Below are 13,527 nucleotides of genomic sequence, written 5' to 3' on the forward strand. Positions count from 1 at the left end.
GCCGGCAGGCCGACCCGGGACCGGGCAACGGGCGGTGCCGCTCGCTCCTTGGCGGGTCTCCCGCCCACGGGTGATCGCGGTCCGGCCGGCGGGGCCGCTGTTACGCTCACGCCGATTGTTAACGCACACATCGCAGGGAGAGGGCAACCGCGGGAGATGCTCGCCGACGATGCGTCCGTAGAGTTCCACGACTTCTTCGAACGCCACTATGCCGAACTGGCCCGTCTCGCCCACCTCCTGACCGGCGAGAAGGACGTGGCGGACGACCTTGCCGCCGATGCGCTGATCGCCCTGTGGCAGCGCTGGGACCGGCTGCGGGCCGCGCAACACCCGGTCGCCTACGCCCGCGGCGTGGTGGCCAATCTGGCGCGGCAGTGGACCCGGAGCAGGGTCCGCGAGCGGCGGCGAATAGCGCTGTTCTGGTCCCACGACGCGGAACAGGTGGACGGCCCGGACGTAGCCGTCGTGCATGACGTCCGAGCCGCGCTCACCCGGTTGCCGTTCCGCAAGCGGGCGTGCGTGGTCATGCGCCACGCCCTCGACCTGTCGGAGAAGGACACCGCCGCTGCGCTGGGCATCTCCGTCGGTACGGTGAAGAGCCAGACCTCCAAGGGGATGGCGGAGCTGGAACGGTTGCTCGGCGCGAATACGGTCGGCGAACTGACCATGGGAGGGAGGAACCGGTGAACGACGAGATCAGCCGACGGCTGCGAGAGGCCGCCGTGGCTCACGAGCCCAACCGTGCAAGGATCCTGGCGCGTGTCGAGCGCGGTGCGGCCGGCTCCGAGGTCCGGCATCGCACGCCGTCGATCGTGAGGTCATCGCCCCGGGCGGCGATCGTCGGTCTCGTCGTCGCCGCCACCCTGACGACCGGTGGGCTTGCCGTAGCGGCCATCGGCGGGGCTCCGTTGTTGCCGGTCGTCGCCCCCTCTCCCACGGTGCCGTCCCCGACCGTCAGTTCCCCGACCGTGACGCCTGGTGCGTCGCCGTCCTCGCGCGCCACCGCCTCGACCGGTCCGGCCCCGGCTCCGGCACCGGTTCCGGCCCCCACTGGGGGCGGCGCGCGCCCGACGCCGGCGGACGACAGCCGGGTCGAGGACGGGCCGTTGCGGTCCGAGGGCTTGCTGGATCCCCACAGCACCATCTACTGGGCCCAGAGCAATCTGACCCTCGAGACCACCAAGCCGCTCAGCTCGGTCACCGTGGAAATGCGCATCGCCCAGACCGGTGACGTGCGGGACACCGGCAACTGGCAGACGCTGCCCACCGACGACTTCACCGTCACCGTTGAGGAGTCAGGCGGTGCGCTGCTCTACCGCTGGGCCCTCAAGCCGGGCCGCACCGTGCCAGCAGGCAAGCACGCGTTCGCCAGTCAGTACAACCATGCGACCGGCGTCCGCGATCTCGAGCACGACAGCTACCGCGTCGAGGCCCAGGGCCCACGTGGTTCGTTCGCCGTCTGGGGAGGGTTCGCACCGGCCGGCTGAGGAGGTCCGCGCAGCGCTGCTTCCAGCCCCCGGAATGTTCATGCTCGACGTGCGGGTAACCAGGACCGTTGGCCAGTCGTTCTCCTTCCCGACCGAGCAGGGGTGCGCTGGTGGCGGGTCCTACCAGTGGACGGACACCGACCTTTCCGGCGACTACCCGGCTCCGACGTTCGTGGCGACTGCCGCATCGCGCGCCGAGACGCTCGTTACGCCGGCCACGCCGGCGACGTCCGCAGGTACCCCTCCGCTACCGGCCGGCTGGCTGGCGGCGCCCGACCGCGTGCTCGCGCGCACCACCACTGGCCAAGGCATGTTCGGCATAGCATCGGAGCCGTGAATGGGGTGGTCACGGGCAAGCTCACGGCTCCGGAGTTCTGGCACGACCCGCGGTTTCCGCAGATCGAGTCTCGTCGCTCGTGTCAGCAGAACTCCTGTTACCGACCGCACACCCACGATCGTTTCTCGATCGGGCTCGTCGACGCGGGAACGAGCACGTTCGTCGGGAGGTCAGGCTCGGCCGTACGCCTCGAGCCGGAGGACGTGATCTTCATTCCGGCGGGACATGTGCACTCCTGCAACCCCGACGATGGCCAGTGGATCTATCAGATGATCCACGTCGACCAGGCATGGATCCGCCGGACAGTGGGGGCGGGCGGGGACCTGGTGGACGGGATCCAGGTCCATCGCGGCCCTGGCCTGCACCGACGCTTCGATGCGGTGAACGCGATGCTGTTCGCGGGCCCGAAGGATCACGAAGAGATTGAGCGGGGACTCCGGTCCGCGTTCTCCGGTCTGACCGTCTCGAGTGTGCGAGAGCAGCCGCCCGCTGCTGATGAGGCTCTTGCCGGCACGCTACGTCCGGTCCTCGACGTGCTCGCGCACGAGACGCAGGACCCGCGGCTTGCCGTCCTGGCGCGATCCGTGGGGATGAGCCGGTATCAGCTCATCCGTGCCGTGAAGCGTGCGACCGGACTGACGCCGATCGCATGGCGGAACGACGCCCGCATCACGCGTGCGCGAGCGCTGCTCCGCGGAGGCGAGCCGATCGCATCGGTCGCGCACGCGCTTGGCTTCGCGGACCAGAGCCACTTCCACCGCGTCTTCCGGTCCCACGTCGCCGCGAGCCCGGGGGCGTACATCCGCTGACGCAATCCTGTTCAAGACGGCGAGCCCCACCGCGGCTCAGTCTGAGGGCGCTCTCGATCGCTCGCCCGAAGGAACAGGTTGATGGACCAGTTTCTCGTTGTTGCTCTCGCTCATTTCCTCGCTCTCCTCATCCCGGGGGTCGACTTCTTCCTGATCGTCCGTACCAGCGCGGCCCATGGCTGGCGAAGCGCGAGCGGAACCTGCTTGGGCATCGCGCTGGCGAACGGCGTGTTCATCGCGGCGGCGTTCAGCGGGCTCGCGCTGGTGGACAGCCAGAACGTGCTCGCATGGATCGAGCTCGCGGGTGGGCTGTTCCTCGTCTACATGGGGATCGTGTTCTGGAGGGCGCGCGTCTCGCTCGCGGGCAAGGGTGATGGGGCTGTCGGGCGCTCGACGTGGCTGAAGAACCTGGGCCTGGGCACGGCGTCAGGGCTCTTGAACCCGAAGAACGCCCTGTTCTACGTCAGCCTCGCCGCGACGCTGTCATCGGCGTCGCCCGCACTGTTGGCGCTGTACGGGGTGTGGATGTTCTCGATCGTGCTGGCGTGGGACCTGTTCGTCGCAGTCGCAATGGGATCTCGGCGCCCCCGCGCGCTTCTCGCGCGGGTGCTTCCGGGCATCATCAAGGTGGCGGGAATCGTCGTGATGCTGTTCGGGATCGGCGCACTGGCGGCTGCGGTGGGGACGCTCATGCGGTGACGGCCGCAGATCGAGAGGGGCACGGGTAGTCGTGTTGTCCAGCAGGCAGAGACCTGTCCCTTGAGATCACGATGGCCGGTCGCAGTCCCAGTAGCGTTCTCGCTCGTCGTGAGCGGCACAACCGGCCCGGTTCCCCCTATTCCTCAACACATGGATGTGCACATGCGCTCTGGCCGCTCGGAAGTGCCCGACCGGGCGGACCACTATGGGCGGTCGGCTATGGGTCGGGTGAGCCGGGAACTCCTTGACGATGATGTCGACACCGTGCCAACGCACCGCGACCTGGATAGTGCCGGTACGTTGCGCGCGGGCCACCGTCCAGCCGCGCCGTAGAGCCTCCTTGGCGACGGCGTCCAGGATCAGAAGTGCGCGCTGCCGTGCGTCTTTCGATAACTGAAGCTCATTCTTGTCGGCGCGGAGTTCGGCGACAATCGGGTGCGGGCTCCTGAGAATCTGGCCTACAGGGACACTGGGCAGCGCTTCGTCCATCCAGGCTGGTCAGGGCCGGCATCCGGACGCGGACCGGCTGGAGGTCGAGGCCCTGGCCCGCGGGGTGTCGAAGCAGGATGCGGAGCACGCCGGTCGGCTGGGGCGAGCGTTCCCGGAGTTCAAGGCCCGGCCCGACGACGGCGTCTCCTGGCGTTGGTCCGCGCCGCTGCCGGGCGCTTAGACCCCGACGTGCGAGTGGTTGGCCCGGTGATGAAAGTGGAGAGGTCGTTCGCCAGAAGGCGGACCGAACGCAGCACACGCGCAATGTCCACACCGAGGGAGTACCGCCATGTTCTTCCACCGCCAGGAGCTGCAGCACGCCGTCAAACCAGACAAGCCCGACGCCGTCTACGCCCGCAAGCTGCAGGAGGTGCTCGGTGGCCAGTACGGCGAGATCACCGTCGCCATGCAGTACGGGTTCCAGTCCTGGAACGCCCACATGCCAGGGAAGTACCGCGACCTGCTCTACGGGATCGGCGCCGAGGAGATGGGCCATGTCGAGATGCTGGCGACGATGATCGCGCAGCTTCTCGAGAAGGCGCCGCTCGGGATCACCGAGGGAGCGATGCAGGACGACCCGACGGTCGCCGCGATCATCGGCGGCACCGACCCGCAGCACGCCATAGTCGCCGGTGCGGGCGCCCGTCCGGTCGACTCGAACGGGAACCCGTGGTCGGCCGGGTACGTCACAGCCAGCGGCAACATGCTCGCCGACTTCACGGCGAACGCGAACGCCGAGATGCAGGGCCGGCTCCAGGTCGCCCGGCTCTACCACATGACCGACGACGCGGGCGTGCGGGACCTGCTGTCGTTCCTGCTGGCGCGCGACACGATGCACCAGAACCAGTGGATCGCGGCGGCAGCGGAGCTGCGCGAGGAGGGCATCGAGGACCTGCCGGTGCCCAGCACGTTCCCGGTGGGCAAGGAGGACCGTGCGGTGTCCTACCAGTACATCAACTTCTCGGACGGCCAGGCCGCGTCGGAGGGAAGCTGGGCGAGCGGACCCACGCCGGACGGCAAGGGTGAGTTCGAGTACGTGGCCGAGCCCCCGGCCGGCGTGCCCGCACCGCCACCGACCAAGCCGGACGTGCGCTTCCACGGGACCACGGGCCGCCCGGAGACGTTGGAGAAGGCTGCGGGCGCAGTGCAGGACGCCCTGCACAAGGAGTGACGCGGTCAGGACCGGCAGGTCAGCGGGAGCGGCTGTTCGACGGCGAACGTTGTCGGACGGCAGCCCCCGCCGTTGCTACAGGTGAGCGTTGATCGCCTGTCCTCCGAACGGACGATGCATGGCCGTGAGCGAGGTGGGTCCGCGACCCAGCGAGACAGACGATGTTTTCGCGGTCGTCTCGTGCCGGAGGTCTCAGAGGAGGGTTACACATGGAGAGCAGCGCCAAGGCGGCGGGGCACGCGGTGCACCAGCAGCTGATCGTCCTTCCGCTCGGGTTGTTCGCTATGGCGGTCGCTTTCGACGTCGTCGGCATGGTGACCCACGACGGGCGGCTGGCGTTCGCGTCGTACCTGATGATCGTCGTAGCGGTCGTGACCGGCCTGGTCGCGTCGGTCTTCGGCCTGATCGACTATCTCGCGATACCGATCGGCACCCGAGCCAAGCGCGTCGCGCTCCTGCATGGCGCCGGCAACGTCGTCATGTTGGTCCTGTTCATGGGCAGCGCATTGCTTCGTGCCGGTAGCTACGACAACGTGCCCGGCACCCTGGCCTTCCTGCTTGCGCTGGTCGCTCTGGTCATCGCGGCGGGCACCGGCTGGCTGGGCGGGGAGCTGGTCGGGCGGCTTGGCGTCGGTGTCGACGACGACGCCGGTCTGGACGCCCCGGCACGCCTCACGACCCGGATCTCGGTACCACGGGGACCACGATGAGAGCGACCAACCGGAGGGGGATCTAGTGATAGTCCACGACGCCCTGTCACTGGCCGCAGCCGCCGACCCGGCCGGCCTGCTGCCCGCCCGGCAGCAGATGGCCCTCACCCTCGGCTGGCACATCATCCTGGCGTCCTTCGGCGTGGCCTTCCCCGCGATGATCTTCGCGGCCCACTGGCGCGGTGTGGTGCGCGACGACGCGGTCGCCCTCGTCCTGGCGCAACGATGGGCCAAGGTCTCGGCCGTCCTGTTCGCGATCGGCGCGGTGTCGGGCACGGTCCTGAGCTTCGAGATGGGTCTGCTGTGGCCAGGCCTGATGGGCACCTTCGGCGACGTCCTCGGGCTGCCGTTCGCCCTGGAGGGACTGTCGTTCTTCGTTGAGGCGATCTTCCTGGGGATCTACCTCTACGGCTGGGGGCGTATGCCGCCGCGTCGCCACCTGCTCATGGTGGTACCGATGGCGGTCGCCGGGGTCGTGGGCACGTTCTGCGTCATCTCCGTCAACGCCTGGATGAACACCCCCGCCGGCTTCCGCATCGTCGACGGCGAGGTCACCGACGTCGACCCCTGGGCCGCGATGCTCAACCCGATCGCCGGGTGGCAGTTCGCCCATATGTGGCTCGCGGCCTACATGCTCGTCGGCTTCAGCATCGCGGGCGTCTACGCCGTCGGCATGCTGCGCGGACGCCGCGACGCACACCACCGGCTCGGATTTCTGCTGCCGTTCAGCTTCGCCAGCGTCGCCGCAGTCGTCCAGCCCGTCGTCGGGCACCTCCTCGGCGGCGGCCTCGGCGACCGGCAGCCGGCCAAGCTCGCCGCATTCGAGCTCGCCACGACCACGGAGAGCCCGTCGCCGCTGCGCATCGGTGGCCTACTGGTCGACGGCGAGGTGCGCTGGGCGCTCGACATCCCGGTGCTCGGATCGCTCATCGCGCAGAACTCCTTCACTGCGCCCGTCCGGGGGCTGGACACCATCCCGTTGCGGGACCAGCCGCCGGTGAACATCACGCACTGGGCGTTCCAGACGATGATCGGGATCGGCACGCTGCTCGCTCTGGCCGTCGTCGTCTTCTGGGCGCTTCGGTGGTGGCGCAAGCACGACCTGCTGGAGCGCACGTGGTTCCTGAGGTTCTGCGCCGTGTCCGGGCCGCTGGCAGTCATCGCCGTGGAGGCAGGCTGGATCGCGACCGAGGTGGGCCGCCAGCCATGGGTCGTCTACGGCGTCATGCGCACCACCGAGGCGGCCGGCGACTACCCCGCCCTGTGGTGGCTGCTGGCCACCACCGTGGTGGTCTACACCGGCCTGACCATCGGCGCGGTGCTCGTGCTGCGGTCGATGGCCCGCCGCTGGCGGCAGGGGCAACAGGACCTGCCCAGCCCGTACGGGCCGCAGGCCGGGCTCCCGCGCGAGCGCTCCGAGCGGGACATGCCGTGACCGTCGAGCTGGCGGTGGCGATGGCCATGTTCGTGGGCCTCGTGGCCTACGCCGTCTTCGGGGGCGCGGACTTCGGCTCCGGCTTCTACGACCTCACCGCAGGTGGTGCCGGCCGCGGCGCGGAGCTGCGCACAGAGATCGACCACAGCATCGGCCCGGTCTGGGAGGCGAACCACGTCTGGCTGATCTACGTGCTCGTCACGTGGTGGACGGCCTTTCCGACCGCATTCGCCGCCGCGATGTCCACCCTGATCCTGCCGCTGCTCTTTGCACTGCTCGGGATCGTGCTGCGCGGCGCCGGCTTCGCGTTCCGCAAGTACTCCCCGACGCTCTCCCAGGCCCGGGTCTACGGCGCGCTGTTCGCCGGTTCCTCCCTCATCGCACCGTTCTTCCTCGGGACCGTGGCGGGTGCGATCGCCTCCGGACGTGTCCCGGCCGACGGCGGGGGTGACCGCTGGTCGTCCTGGCTGAACCCCACCTCGCTCCTGGCGGGCGTGATCACGGTCGCCTGCTGCGCTTTCCTGGCCGGCACGTTCCTCACCGCCGACGCGACCCGCGCGGGCCACGACGCGCTCGCGAGCCGACTGCGCCGTCGCACCCTGCTCGTCGGCGCCGCCACGGGCGTCCTGGTGCTCGGCGCGCTCCCGCCCATCATGCGGGACGCGCCGACGCTGGCCGAAGGCCTGACCGGACGGGCGGCTCCTCTGATCGTCATCTCGATCGCCGGCGGGAGCGTGGCCCTGGTGCTTCTGCTGCGGCACCGGTCGAACGCTGCGCGGGTCAGTGCCGTTGTCGCCGTCGCCTCGGTCATCGTCGGCTGGGGCGCCGCCCAGTACCCCTGGCTGCTCGTCGACGAGGTCACGATCACCGAAGCGGCGGGAGCCCCCGCCACCCTGCGCGCGCTCCTCCTCGTGGCAGCGCTCGCCGGGGTCATCGTGATCCCACCTCTGGTGTATCTGTTCCGGTTGACCCAGACCGAGGCGTGGTCCCGGGACTAGAAGGGCGCTCGAGCTCTCGGGCGCCCACGCACGCCGCCGGACGCCGGGCCTCAGCCGGCGACGTAGCTGATCGTCTGGGCAGTGATCTGACCGTGGTCGACGACGAACGAGTCGACGCCGCGCAGCTCTTCGCCGTCGGGCCCGGTTCCCGACCAGCGCAGCAGCCCGTAAGCGTCGCCCACGACCAGGTCGTCGTACCGGTACTTGCCCTCGGGCAGGTAGGTCTGCAGCACACCTGCAAGGAGACGCACCCCGTCGTGGCCGCGGTGAACGCCCTCACCCCACGAGAGCAGCACCACTTCGTGCGCGTAGTTCCGGCGCAGGTCACTTTCCAGGTCGAGGGCGCGCCGGCATTCCAGATGGTCTTCGAGTACCCCGCGGGTCGAGCGCAATGCTGTCTCCTCACCGTCTGCGGGCAGGGCACGCACGCCTGCTGGCGTACCGGAAAGTGGTGCGGCGACGTGATGGTCAAGATCACGCCGCTGCACCACGACGGTAGGACGGGTACCTGTCACTCGCACCCACGGCGTGGATCAGGTTGCCCGCGCTCCGGAAGAGGTGGCTCCGGCGCACACGTCTTGAGGCGCCGACAGGACCAACCCTGCTCAAAGCGGTGCGCGAGCACGGTGTCACGGGGCGACGGGAATCGAACCGGCGTAATTAGTTTGGAAGCCTTGGTTTTAAGACCTCCCGGTACCTGATGAGCGATGTCCCATGGACCCGACGGCGCGCGCGACTTGGCGTTCGGCGCATCTTGTGGATGGCGGCGTTGGCGGGTGTTTTTGTTGCGGTCCTCGCTGCGCAGGTTGTCCTGATCAGGACCGTGGGTCCGTGGCCGGCCGCTGCCATGGCACCTATTGCGTTTGTGGTGGAGTTTCTCCTGGCGCGCGAGTCGCTCGGAGCAAAGGAGCCTGGGAAGCTACCTCAGAATCCCAGTCCGCTGTAAGCGGGAGTGGGCTGCGGGGGAAAGCCCGTCCATGAACGGGGCCATCGCGTCGGACGTTCCGGAGCGTGCCGCCCGAGATCGGCGCATAGCACTAGAGCGATGATGCCGTCGATGGACCGTCGTGAAGGTGCGCAGTGACGGGGGTCGGTCGTCGTGCGTTGATTCGAAGCCGAGTACGGCAACACGGTCGTGCTTCCAGCGGCGTACGCGGCCGAGCACCTGGACCTCGCTTACGCGGTGACCACCCACCGCGCCCAGGGGCTCACGGTCGACACCAGCCACCTCATCACCGGGTCAGGCACGACCCTCTCTGACGACGACCGGCCGGTGGAGGCCAGCGTGATGATCTCGCCGGCCGAAACCCGCAGACTGCGTTACGAGATCACCCCGTGAACCATCGGACACGTGCGGGAGCAGGCCATGCCCCGCGGAACTGACCACCGGCCCCGCCACGAGCAGGTCGCCGCCGAGCTGGCCGAGACCATTGCCGGACTCGTCAAGACCACGATGAGCGACATCCGTCCTCGGCTGGTTCAGGCCACGTCACCGCAACCAGGCACTTGCCGAGGAGATCCGGGCCACCATCCAGAGCTAGCGACCGGCAGCATGGACCTCAGGTCTGCACCTGAAGTCTGCGCTGCAGCCAGTCGGAGACGCTTCGCTCGCCAGATCCACGCCCTTGACGGTGACCGTCAGCGACGCGGGGGCATCGGCGGTGCCGAAGGGGTGTGCGCAGTTGACCTGCCCCGATGCTGCCGCACACCAGAGTGTGCGGCCATCGTGGTGTGCGGAGAGCGTGCGCTCGGTCGTCCTCCGCTCGGGTCGACCAGAGGCATGATCACTCCTGCTGTGTCTCGTTCTGCACCCACTCCAGGTACTTGTCGTGTCCGCCGATCACGGGCGTCACCAGAACCTCCGGGACATCGTAGGAGTGTTCACGCACGATGTACTCGGTGAGTCGGTCAGCGAGGGCGGCGGTGGTCTTGAACGTGACGCGCCATTCCTTGTCCTTCTGTACCGCGCCGTCCCAGCGGTACACGCTCGTGACCGGTCCTTCGGCCTGCGCGCATGCCGCGAGGCGCGCTTCGACAGCCGACGAGGCGAGGGCCTCGGCTTCCTCCATGGCAGCAAACGTCGTCGCGACCTGCACGAACTTTACGTCGCCCGGATTGTTCGCCATGGCAGCGAGCGTATCGGCGTCGAGCGAGCGTGGGGTCGGGAGCCTTGTACCCGTTTGCTTCCTCTATGAAGAGATCGACATCACGACAGCGGGCGCGGGCGTCGGGCCGGTGGCTTTGGAGGTCTCCACCAGCACCGCTTGTAGGTCGGCGCTGACACCACCCGGACCAGGAGGGCACCCTAGTGTTGGTGGGAGTTGACATGACCCTGGCGGGCGCGCAAGCGGAGCGAGTCCGAGCAGGTTGAGCGGAGGTGGGCGTATGTCGGCGACGAAGCTCCTGGTACTCGGTGTTGTGCACCTCTCCGGTGGAGCGCACGGCTACCAGGTGCGGTCCGAACTGCAGAGCTGGGGTGCGGATATTTGGGCCAAGATCAAGCCCGGCTCGATCTATCACGCGCTGAAGAAGGCGGCGGCTGATGGCCTCCTCACCGAGCACGCCGAGCCGGGCAATTCCGGGCCGGAGCGCGTCCTGTACCGCGCGACGGCTCGGGGACGTGACGAGATAGTCGAACTGGTCCGCGACGGTCTGCGGCGCACCCATGACCCCACCATGCTCGACGCGGCCATCACCATGTTGCCCATGCTGACCAGGGCAGATGCCATCGCGCACGTCAACGAGCGGGTCGCGCGCCTGGAAGCGGAGCTCGTAGGGCAGGCCGAGGGGTGGGAGAACCCGAACCCCGACATTCCCGAACACGTCCGCGATCAGGCCGAACTGTGGGCGGGACACGCACGCACCGAACTGGAGTGGGCGAAGAGCCTGAGCAAACGACTGTCTGAGGGCGCCTACACCATGGCCGATGATCCGGGGTCGTGGCTGACGGTCCACGATCCCCTCAAGATGCGCCTCTAATCAACCTTGACTAGTCGCTCCTCATCGTGCATTCTGATCAAGTATTCAAACTTGACTAGCGCTCAACCAATCCGTTCGCAACATCGAGAGAAGGTGTCGAACCCATGGGCAAGTTCGCGATCGAGACCAGAGGGTTGAAGAAGAGTTTCGGCCAGACCCACGCGGTCGCCGGTGTGGATCTGGCCGTGAGCGCCGGGGGCGTGTACGGCGTGCTCGGTCCGAACGGGGCGGGCAAGACCACCACGATCCGCATGCTGGCCACGCTCCTGCACCCCGACGCCGGAGAGGCGCAAGTGCTCGGCTATGACGTCGTGCGTGACGCCCGGGCGGTGCGGAGCAGGGTGAGCCTCACCGGGCAGTTCGCGTCGGTCGATGAGGACCTCACCGGGTTGGAGAACCTTTTGCTGCTCGCCAGGCTGCTCGGCTACTCGCGCCCGCGGGCCAGGCGGCGAGCGGCCGACCTGCTCGACGCGTTCGGTCTTGCCGAGGCGGCCGACCGGCAGGTGAAGAAGTACTCCGGCGGGATGCGCCGACGCATCGACATCGCGGCGAGCCTGGTCGTCACCCCCGAGCTGATCTTCCTCGACGAGCCCACGACCGGGCTCGACCCGCGCAGCAGGAACCAGGTCTGGGAGATCGTCAGGGGCATGGTCGCCGAGGGCACCACCGTGTTGCTGACCACGCAGTACCTCGACGAGGCCGACCAGCTGGCCGACCGGATAGCGGTGATCGACCACGGGAAGGTGGTCGCCGAGGGCTCGAGCGGCCAGCTCAAGGCATCGGTCGGCGCCGGCTCGCTGCACGTACGGCTACGTGCGCCCGAGCAGCGGGCCGAGGCAGAGCGGGTCCTCGCCGGCGTCCTCGCGGTGCCGGTCGAGCCGTCCGCTGACCCTGCCGCGCTGTCCGCGCGGATCTCCGACCCCGAGCGAGTCGCCCGTTCCCTGGCCGAGCTGTCCCGCAGCGGCATCGACGTCACCGAGTTCGCGCTCGGTCAGCCGAGCCTGGACGAGGTGTTCCTCGCCCTGACCGGACACGCCGCCGAGAAGACACCCGAGGAGGATGCCGCATGAATGCCACGTCCACGGAGCAGGCGTCGGCGCCGGTCGCGCTGCGCAGTGTGCTGTCGGCCGGTGAGCGCCCGCCCCGACCCGGTCCGGTGAGCACCTCGTTGACATTCGGCTGGCGCGCTCTGCTGAAGATCAAGCACGTGCCCGAGCAGCTCGTCGACGTGACCATGTTCCCGATCATGTTCACGTTGATGTTCACCTACCTGTTCGGTGGCGCGCTCGCCGGGTCGACGCAGGAGTACCTGCAATTCCTGCTGCCCGGCATCCTGGTGCAGGCGAACGTCATGATCACCATGAACACCGGCATCACGCTGAACACCGACATCCAGAACGGGGTGTTCGACCGGTTCAGGTCACTTCCGGTGTGGCGACCGTCGCCGCTGGTCGGCGCACTCCTCGGCGATCTGGTGCGCTACTCGGTCGGGTCGGCGGTCGTGATCGCGCTCGGACTGGTCCTAGGGTTCCGGCCGGAGGGCGGCGTCGTCGGCGTGGTGCTCTCGGTCGCCCTGCTGCTGGTGTTCTCGTTCTGCCTGTCGTGGCTGTGGACGATGCTCAGCCTGATCCTGCGCACGCCGAACTCGGTGGCGGGGGTCAGCATGATGGTGATGTTCCCGCTGACGTTCGTGAGCAACATCTTCGTGGACCCGCGGACGATGCCCGGATGGATGCAGACGGTCGTCGAGGTCAACCCGGTCACCCATCTGGTGACCGTGGTACGCGGCCTGATGGACGGCTCGGTGCCCGCCGGGGAGATCGGCTGGGTGCTCGTCTCGTCCGTGCTTCTTGTAGCGGTCTTCGGCCCCATCACCATGGTCCTCTACCGCAACAAGAAGTAGATGCCACGTGGTCGAGATCAACTCCGACAACCCGGCCCACTCGGCCAACGCCCCGGCCCGGCCCGGGCACGACAAGGAGAGTCCAATGAGCACCATTCCCAAGAACAACTCGGAAACCGTTGCGCACACGCCCGGGCGGGCGATCAGCTTCGGGGTCTGGATTCTGCAGGTCGCGCTGGCGGCGGTCATCGCCGGCGGCGGAATCTCGAAGCTCGCCGGCGACCCGGTCATGGTGGACATGTTCGCCGACATCGGGGCCGGCCAGTGGCTCCGGTACCTGGTCGGAGCGCTGGAGGTCTCGGGAGGGGTTGGACTTCTGATCCCGGCTCTGGCGGGCCTGGCCAGTCTCGGGTTGGCGGCATTGCTGACCGGTGCTGTCATCACGGACCAATTCGTGCTCGATCAGAGCCCTTGGCTGGCGCTCCTCCTTCTCGTCGTGGCGGCCGTGATCGCAACGGCGCGGTGGTCGCGCACCGTGGCCGTCGTCGGCACGCTGCTCAGGCGATGAGA

16 protein-coding genes are annotated in these 13,527 nt (G+C 68.4%); 14 read left to right on the forward strand and 2 right to left on the reverse strand.

Features of this window, described 5'->3' with window-relative positions:
• Nucleotides 1-156 precede the first annotated feature (156 nt).
• The 9 genes from ACFWE2_RS12775 to ACFWE2_RS12815 all read left to right on the forward strand — a co-directional run bounded on the left by ACFWE2_RS12775 (nucleotide 157) and on the right by ACFWE2_RS12815 (nucleotide 8,135).
• Nucleotides 157-687, forward strand: a complete 531-nt coding sequence (locus ACFWE2_RS12775) for a SigE family RNA polymerase sigma factor (protein WP_377224598.1) — start codon at nucleotides 157-159, stop codon at nucleotides 685-687.
• On the forward strand, nucleotides 684-1,487 hold the full coding sequence (locus ACFWE2_RS12780) for a hypothetical protein (protein ID WP_377224599.1): 804 nt from the start codon (nucleotides 684-686) through the stop codon (nucleotides 1,485-1,487). The genes ACFWE2_RS12775 and ACFWE2_RS12780 overlap by 4 nt, the downstream gene beginning before the upstream one ends.
• Nucleotides 1,488-1,527: 40 nt before the next feature.
• Entirely contained in the window at nucleotides 1,528-1,824 is a 297-nt protein-coding gene (locus ACFWE2_RS12785; RefSeq protein WP_377224600.1) for a hypothetical protein, read from the forward strand.
• Nucleotides 1,821-2,633: an AraC family transcriptional regulator gene (locus tag ACFWE2_RS12790; RefSeq protein ID WP_377224601.1), complete on the forward strand. Its 813-nt coding sequence runs from the start codon at nucleotides 1,821-1,823 to the stop codon at nucleotides 2,631-2,633. Before ACFWE2_RS12785 ends, ACFWE2_RS12790 begins: the two co-directional genes overlap by 4 nt.
• Before the next feature lie 81 nt (nucleotides 2,634-2,714).
• Nucleotides 2,715-3,332, forward strand: a complete 618-nt coding sequence (locus ACFWE2_RS12795) for a LysE family translocator (RefSeq protein ID WP_377224602.1) — start codon at nucleotides 2,715-2,717, stop codon at nucleotides 3,330-3,332.
• Nucleotides 3,333-4,110: 778 nt separating this feature from the next.
• Nucleotides 4,111-4,992: a manganese catalase family protein gene (locus tag ACFWE2_RS12800; protein ID WP_377224603.1), complete on the forward strand. Its 882-nt coding sequence runs from the start codon at nucleotides 4,111-4,113 to the stop codon at nucleotides 4,990-4,992.
• Between the two features lie 209 nt (nucleotides 4,993-5,201).
• Nucleotides 5,202-5,702 carry a DUF2231 domain-containing protein gene (locus tag ACFWE2_RS12805; RefSeq protein WP_377224604.1) on the forward strand — a complete coding sequence of 167 codons (501 nt, stop codon included), beginning with the start codon at nucleotides 5,202-5,204 and terminating at the stop codon, nucleotides 5,700-5,702.
• 25 nt (nucleotides 5,703-5,727) lie between these two features.
• Nucleotides 5,728-7,137, forward strand: coding sequence for a cytochrome ubiquinol oxidase subunit I (locus ACFWE2_RS12810; RefSeq protein WP_377224605.1), 1,410 nt, complete (start codon nucleotides 5,728-5,730; stop codon nucleotides 7,135-7,137).
• Nucleotides 7,134-8,135, forward strand: a complete 1,002-nt coding sequence (locus tag ACFWE2_RS12815) for a cytochrome d ubiquinol oxidase subunit II (protein ID WP_377224606.1) — start codon at nucleotides 7,134-7,136, stop codon at nucleotides 8,133-8,135. The genes ACFWE2_RS12810 and ACFWE2_RS12815 overlap by 4 nt, the downstream gene beginning before the upstream one ends.
• A 50-nt stretch (nucleotides 8,136-8,185) precedes the next feature.
• On the opposite strand, the gene ACFWE2_RS12820 is transcribed toward ACFWE2_RS12815, so the two are convergent.
• Entirely contained in the window at nucleotides 8,186-8,527 is a 342-nt protein-coding gene (locus ACFWE2_RS12820; RefSeq protein ID WP_377224607.1) for a nuclear transport factor 2 family protein, read from the reverse strand.
• Nucleotides 8,528-9,318: 791 nt separating this feature from the next.
• On the opposite strand from ACFWE2_RS12820, the gene ACFWE2_RS12825 reads away from it, so the two are divergent.
• On the forward strand, nucleotides 9,319-9,474 hold the full coding sequence (locus ACFWE2_RS12825; protein ID WP_377224608.1) for a hypothetical protein: 156 nt from the start codon (nucleotides 9,319-9,321) through the stop codon (nucleotides 9,472-9,474).
• Between the two features lie 445 nt (nucleotides 9,475-9,919).
• On the opposite strand, the gene cutA is transcribed toward ACFWE2_RS12825, so the two are convergent.
• Entirely contained in the window at nucleotides 9,920-10,261 is a 342-nt protein-coding gene (cutA, locus tag ACFWE2_RS12830; protein ID WP_377224609.1) for a divalent-cation tolerance protein CutA, read from the reverse strand.
• Nucleotides 10,262-10,520: 259 nt separating this feature from the next.
• Between cutA and ACFWE2_RS12835 the strand changes: the two genes are divergently transcribed.
• The 4 genes from ACFWE2_RS12835 to ACFWE2_RS12850 all read left to right on the forward strand — a co-directional run bounded on the left by ACFWE2_RS12835 (nucleotide 10,521) and on the right by ACFWE2_RS12850 (nucleotide 13,525).
• Nucleotides 10,521-11,114 carry a PadR family transcriptional regulator gene (locus ACFWE2_RS12835; RefSeq protein WP_377224610.1) on the forward strand — a complete coding sequence of 198 codons (594 nt, stop codon included), beginning with the start codon at nucleotides 10,521-10,523 and terminating at the stop codon, nucleotides 11,112-11,114.
• A gap of 104 nt (nucleotides 11,115-11,218) precedes the next feature.
• Nucleotides 11,219-12,184 carry an ATP-binding cassette domain-containing protein gene (locus ACFWE2_RS12840; protein ID WP_377224611.1) on the forward strand — a complete coding sequence of 322 codons (966 nt, stop codon included), beginning with the start codon at nucleotides 11,219-11,221 and terminating at the stop codon, nucleotides 12,182-12,184.
• A complete protein-coding gene (locus ACFWE2_RS12845; protein WP_377224612.1) occupies nucleotides 12,181-13,017 on the forward strand; it encodes an ABC transporter permease in 837 nt (278 codons plus the stop codon). Before ACFWE2_RS12840 ends, ACFWE2_RS12845 begins: the two co-directional genes overlap by 4 nt.
• Nucleotides 13,018-13,102: 85 nt before the next feature.
• Complete coding sequence (locus ACFWE2_RS12850; protein WP_377224613.1) at nucleotides 13,103-13,525, forward strand: DoxX family protein; 423 nt, start codon at nucleotides 13,103-13,105, stop codon at nucleotides 13,523-13,525.
• The last annotated feature ends 2 nt before the right edge of the window (nucleotides 13,526-13,527 follow it).

The organism is Promicromonospora sp. NPDC060271, from assembly GCF_042726755.1.
Lineage (GTDB): Bacteria > Actinomycetota > Actinomycetes > Actinomycetales > Cellulomonadaceae > Promicromonospora.

Bases quoted from the DNA above. Each gene is read 5' to 3' on its own strand.
- ACFWE2_RS12775 (WP_377224598.1), top strand. From the start codon at position 157: ATGCTCGCCGACGATGCGTCCGTAGAGTTCCACGACTTCTTCGAACGC.
- ACFWE2_RS12785 (WP_377224600.1), top strand. From the start codon at position 1,528: ATGCTCGACGTGCGGGTAACCAGGACCGTTGGCCAGTCGTTCTCCTTC.
- ACFWE2_RS12795 (WP_377224602.1), top strand. From the start codon at position 2,715: ATGGACCAGTTTCTCGTTGTTGCTCTCGCTCATTTCCTCGCTCTCCTC.
- ACFWE2_RS12800 (WP_377224603.1), top strand. From the start codon at position 4,111: ATGTTCTTCCACCGCCAGGAGCTGCAGCACGCCGTCAAACCAGACAAG.
- ACFWE2_RS12805 (WP_377224604.1), top strand. From the start codon at position 5,202: ATGGAGAGCAGCGCCAAGGCGGCGGGGCACGCGGTGCACCAGCAGCTG.
- cutA (WP_377224609.1), bottom strand. From the start codon at position 10,261: ATGGCGAACAATCCGGGCGACGTAAAGTTCGTGCAGGTCGCGACGACG.
- ACFWE2_RS12835 (WP_377224610.1), top strand. From the start codon at position 10,521: ATGTCGGCGACGAAGCTCCTGGTACTCGGTGTTGTGCACCTCTCCGGT.
- ACFWE2_RS12840 (WP_377224611.1), top strand. From the start codon at position 11,219: ATGGGCAAGTTCGCGATCGAGACCAGAGGGTTGAAGAAGAGTTTCGGC.
- ACFWE2_RS12845 (WP_377224612.1), top strand. From the start codon at position 12,181: ATGAATGCCACGTCCACGGAGCAGGCGTCGGCGCCGGTCGCGCTGCGC.
- ACFWE2_RS12850 (WP_377224613.1), top strand. From the start codon at position 13,103: ATGAGCACCATTCCCAAGAACAACTCGGAAACCGTTGCGCACACGCCC.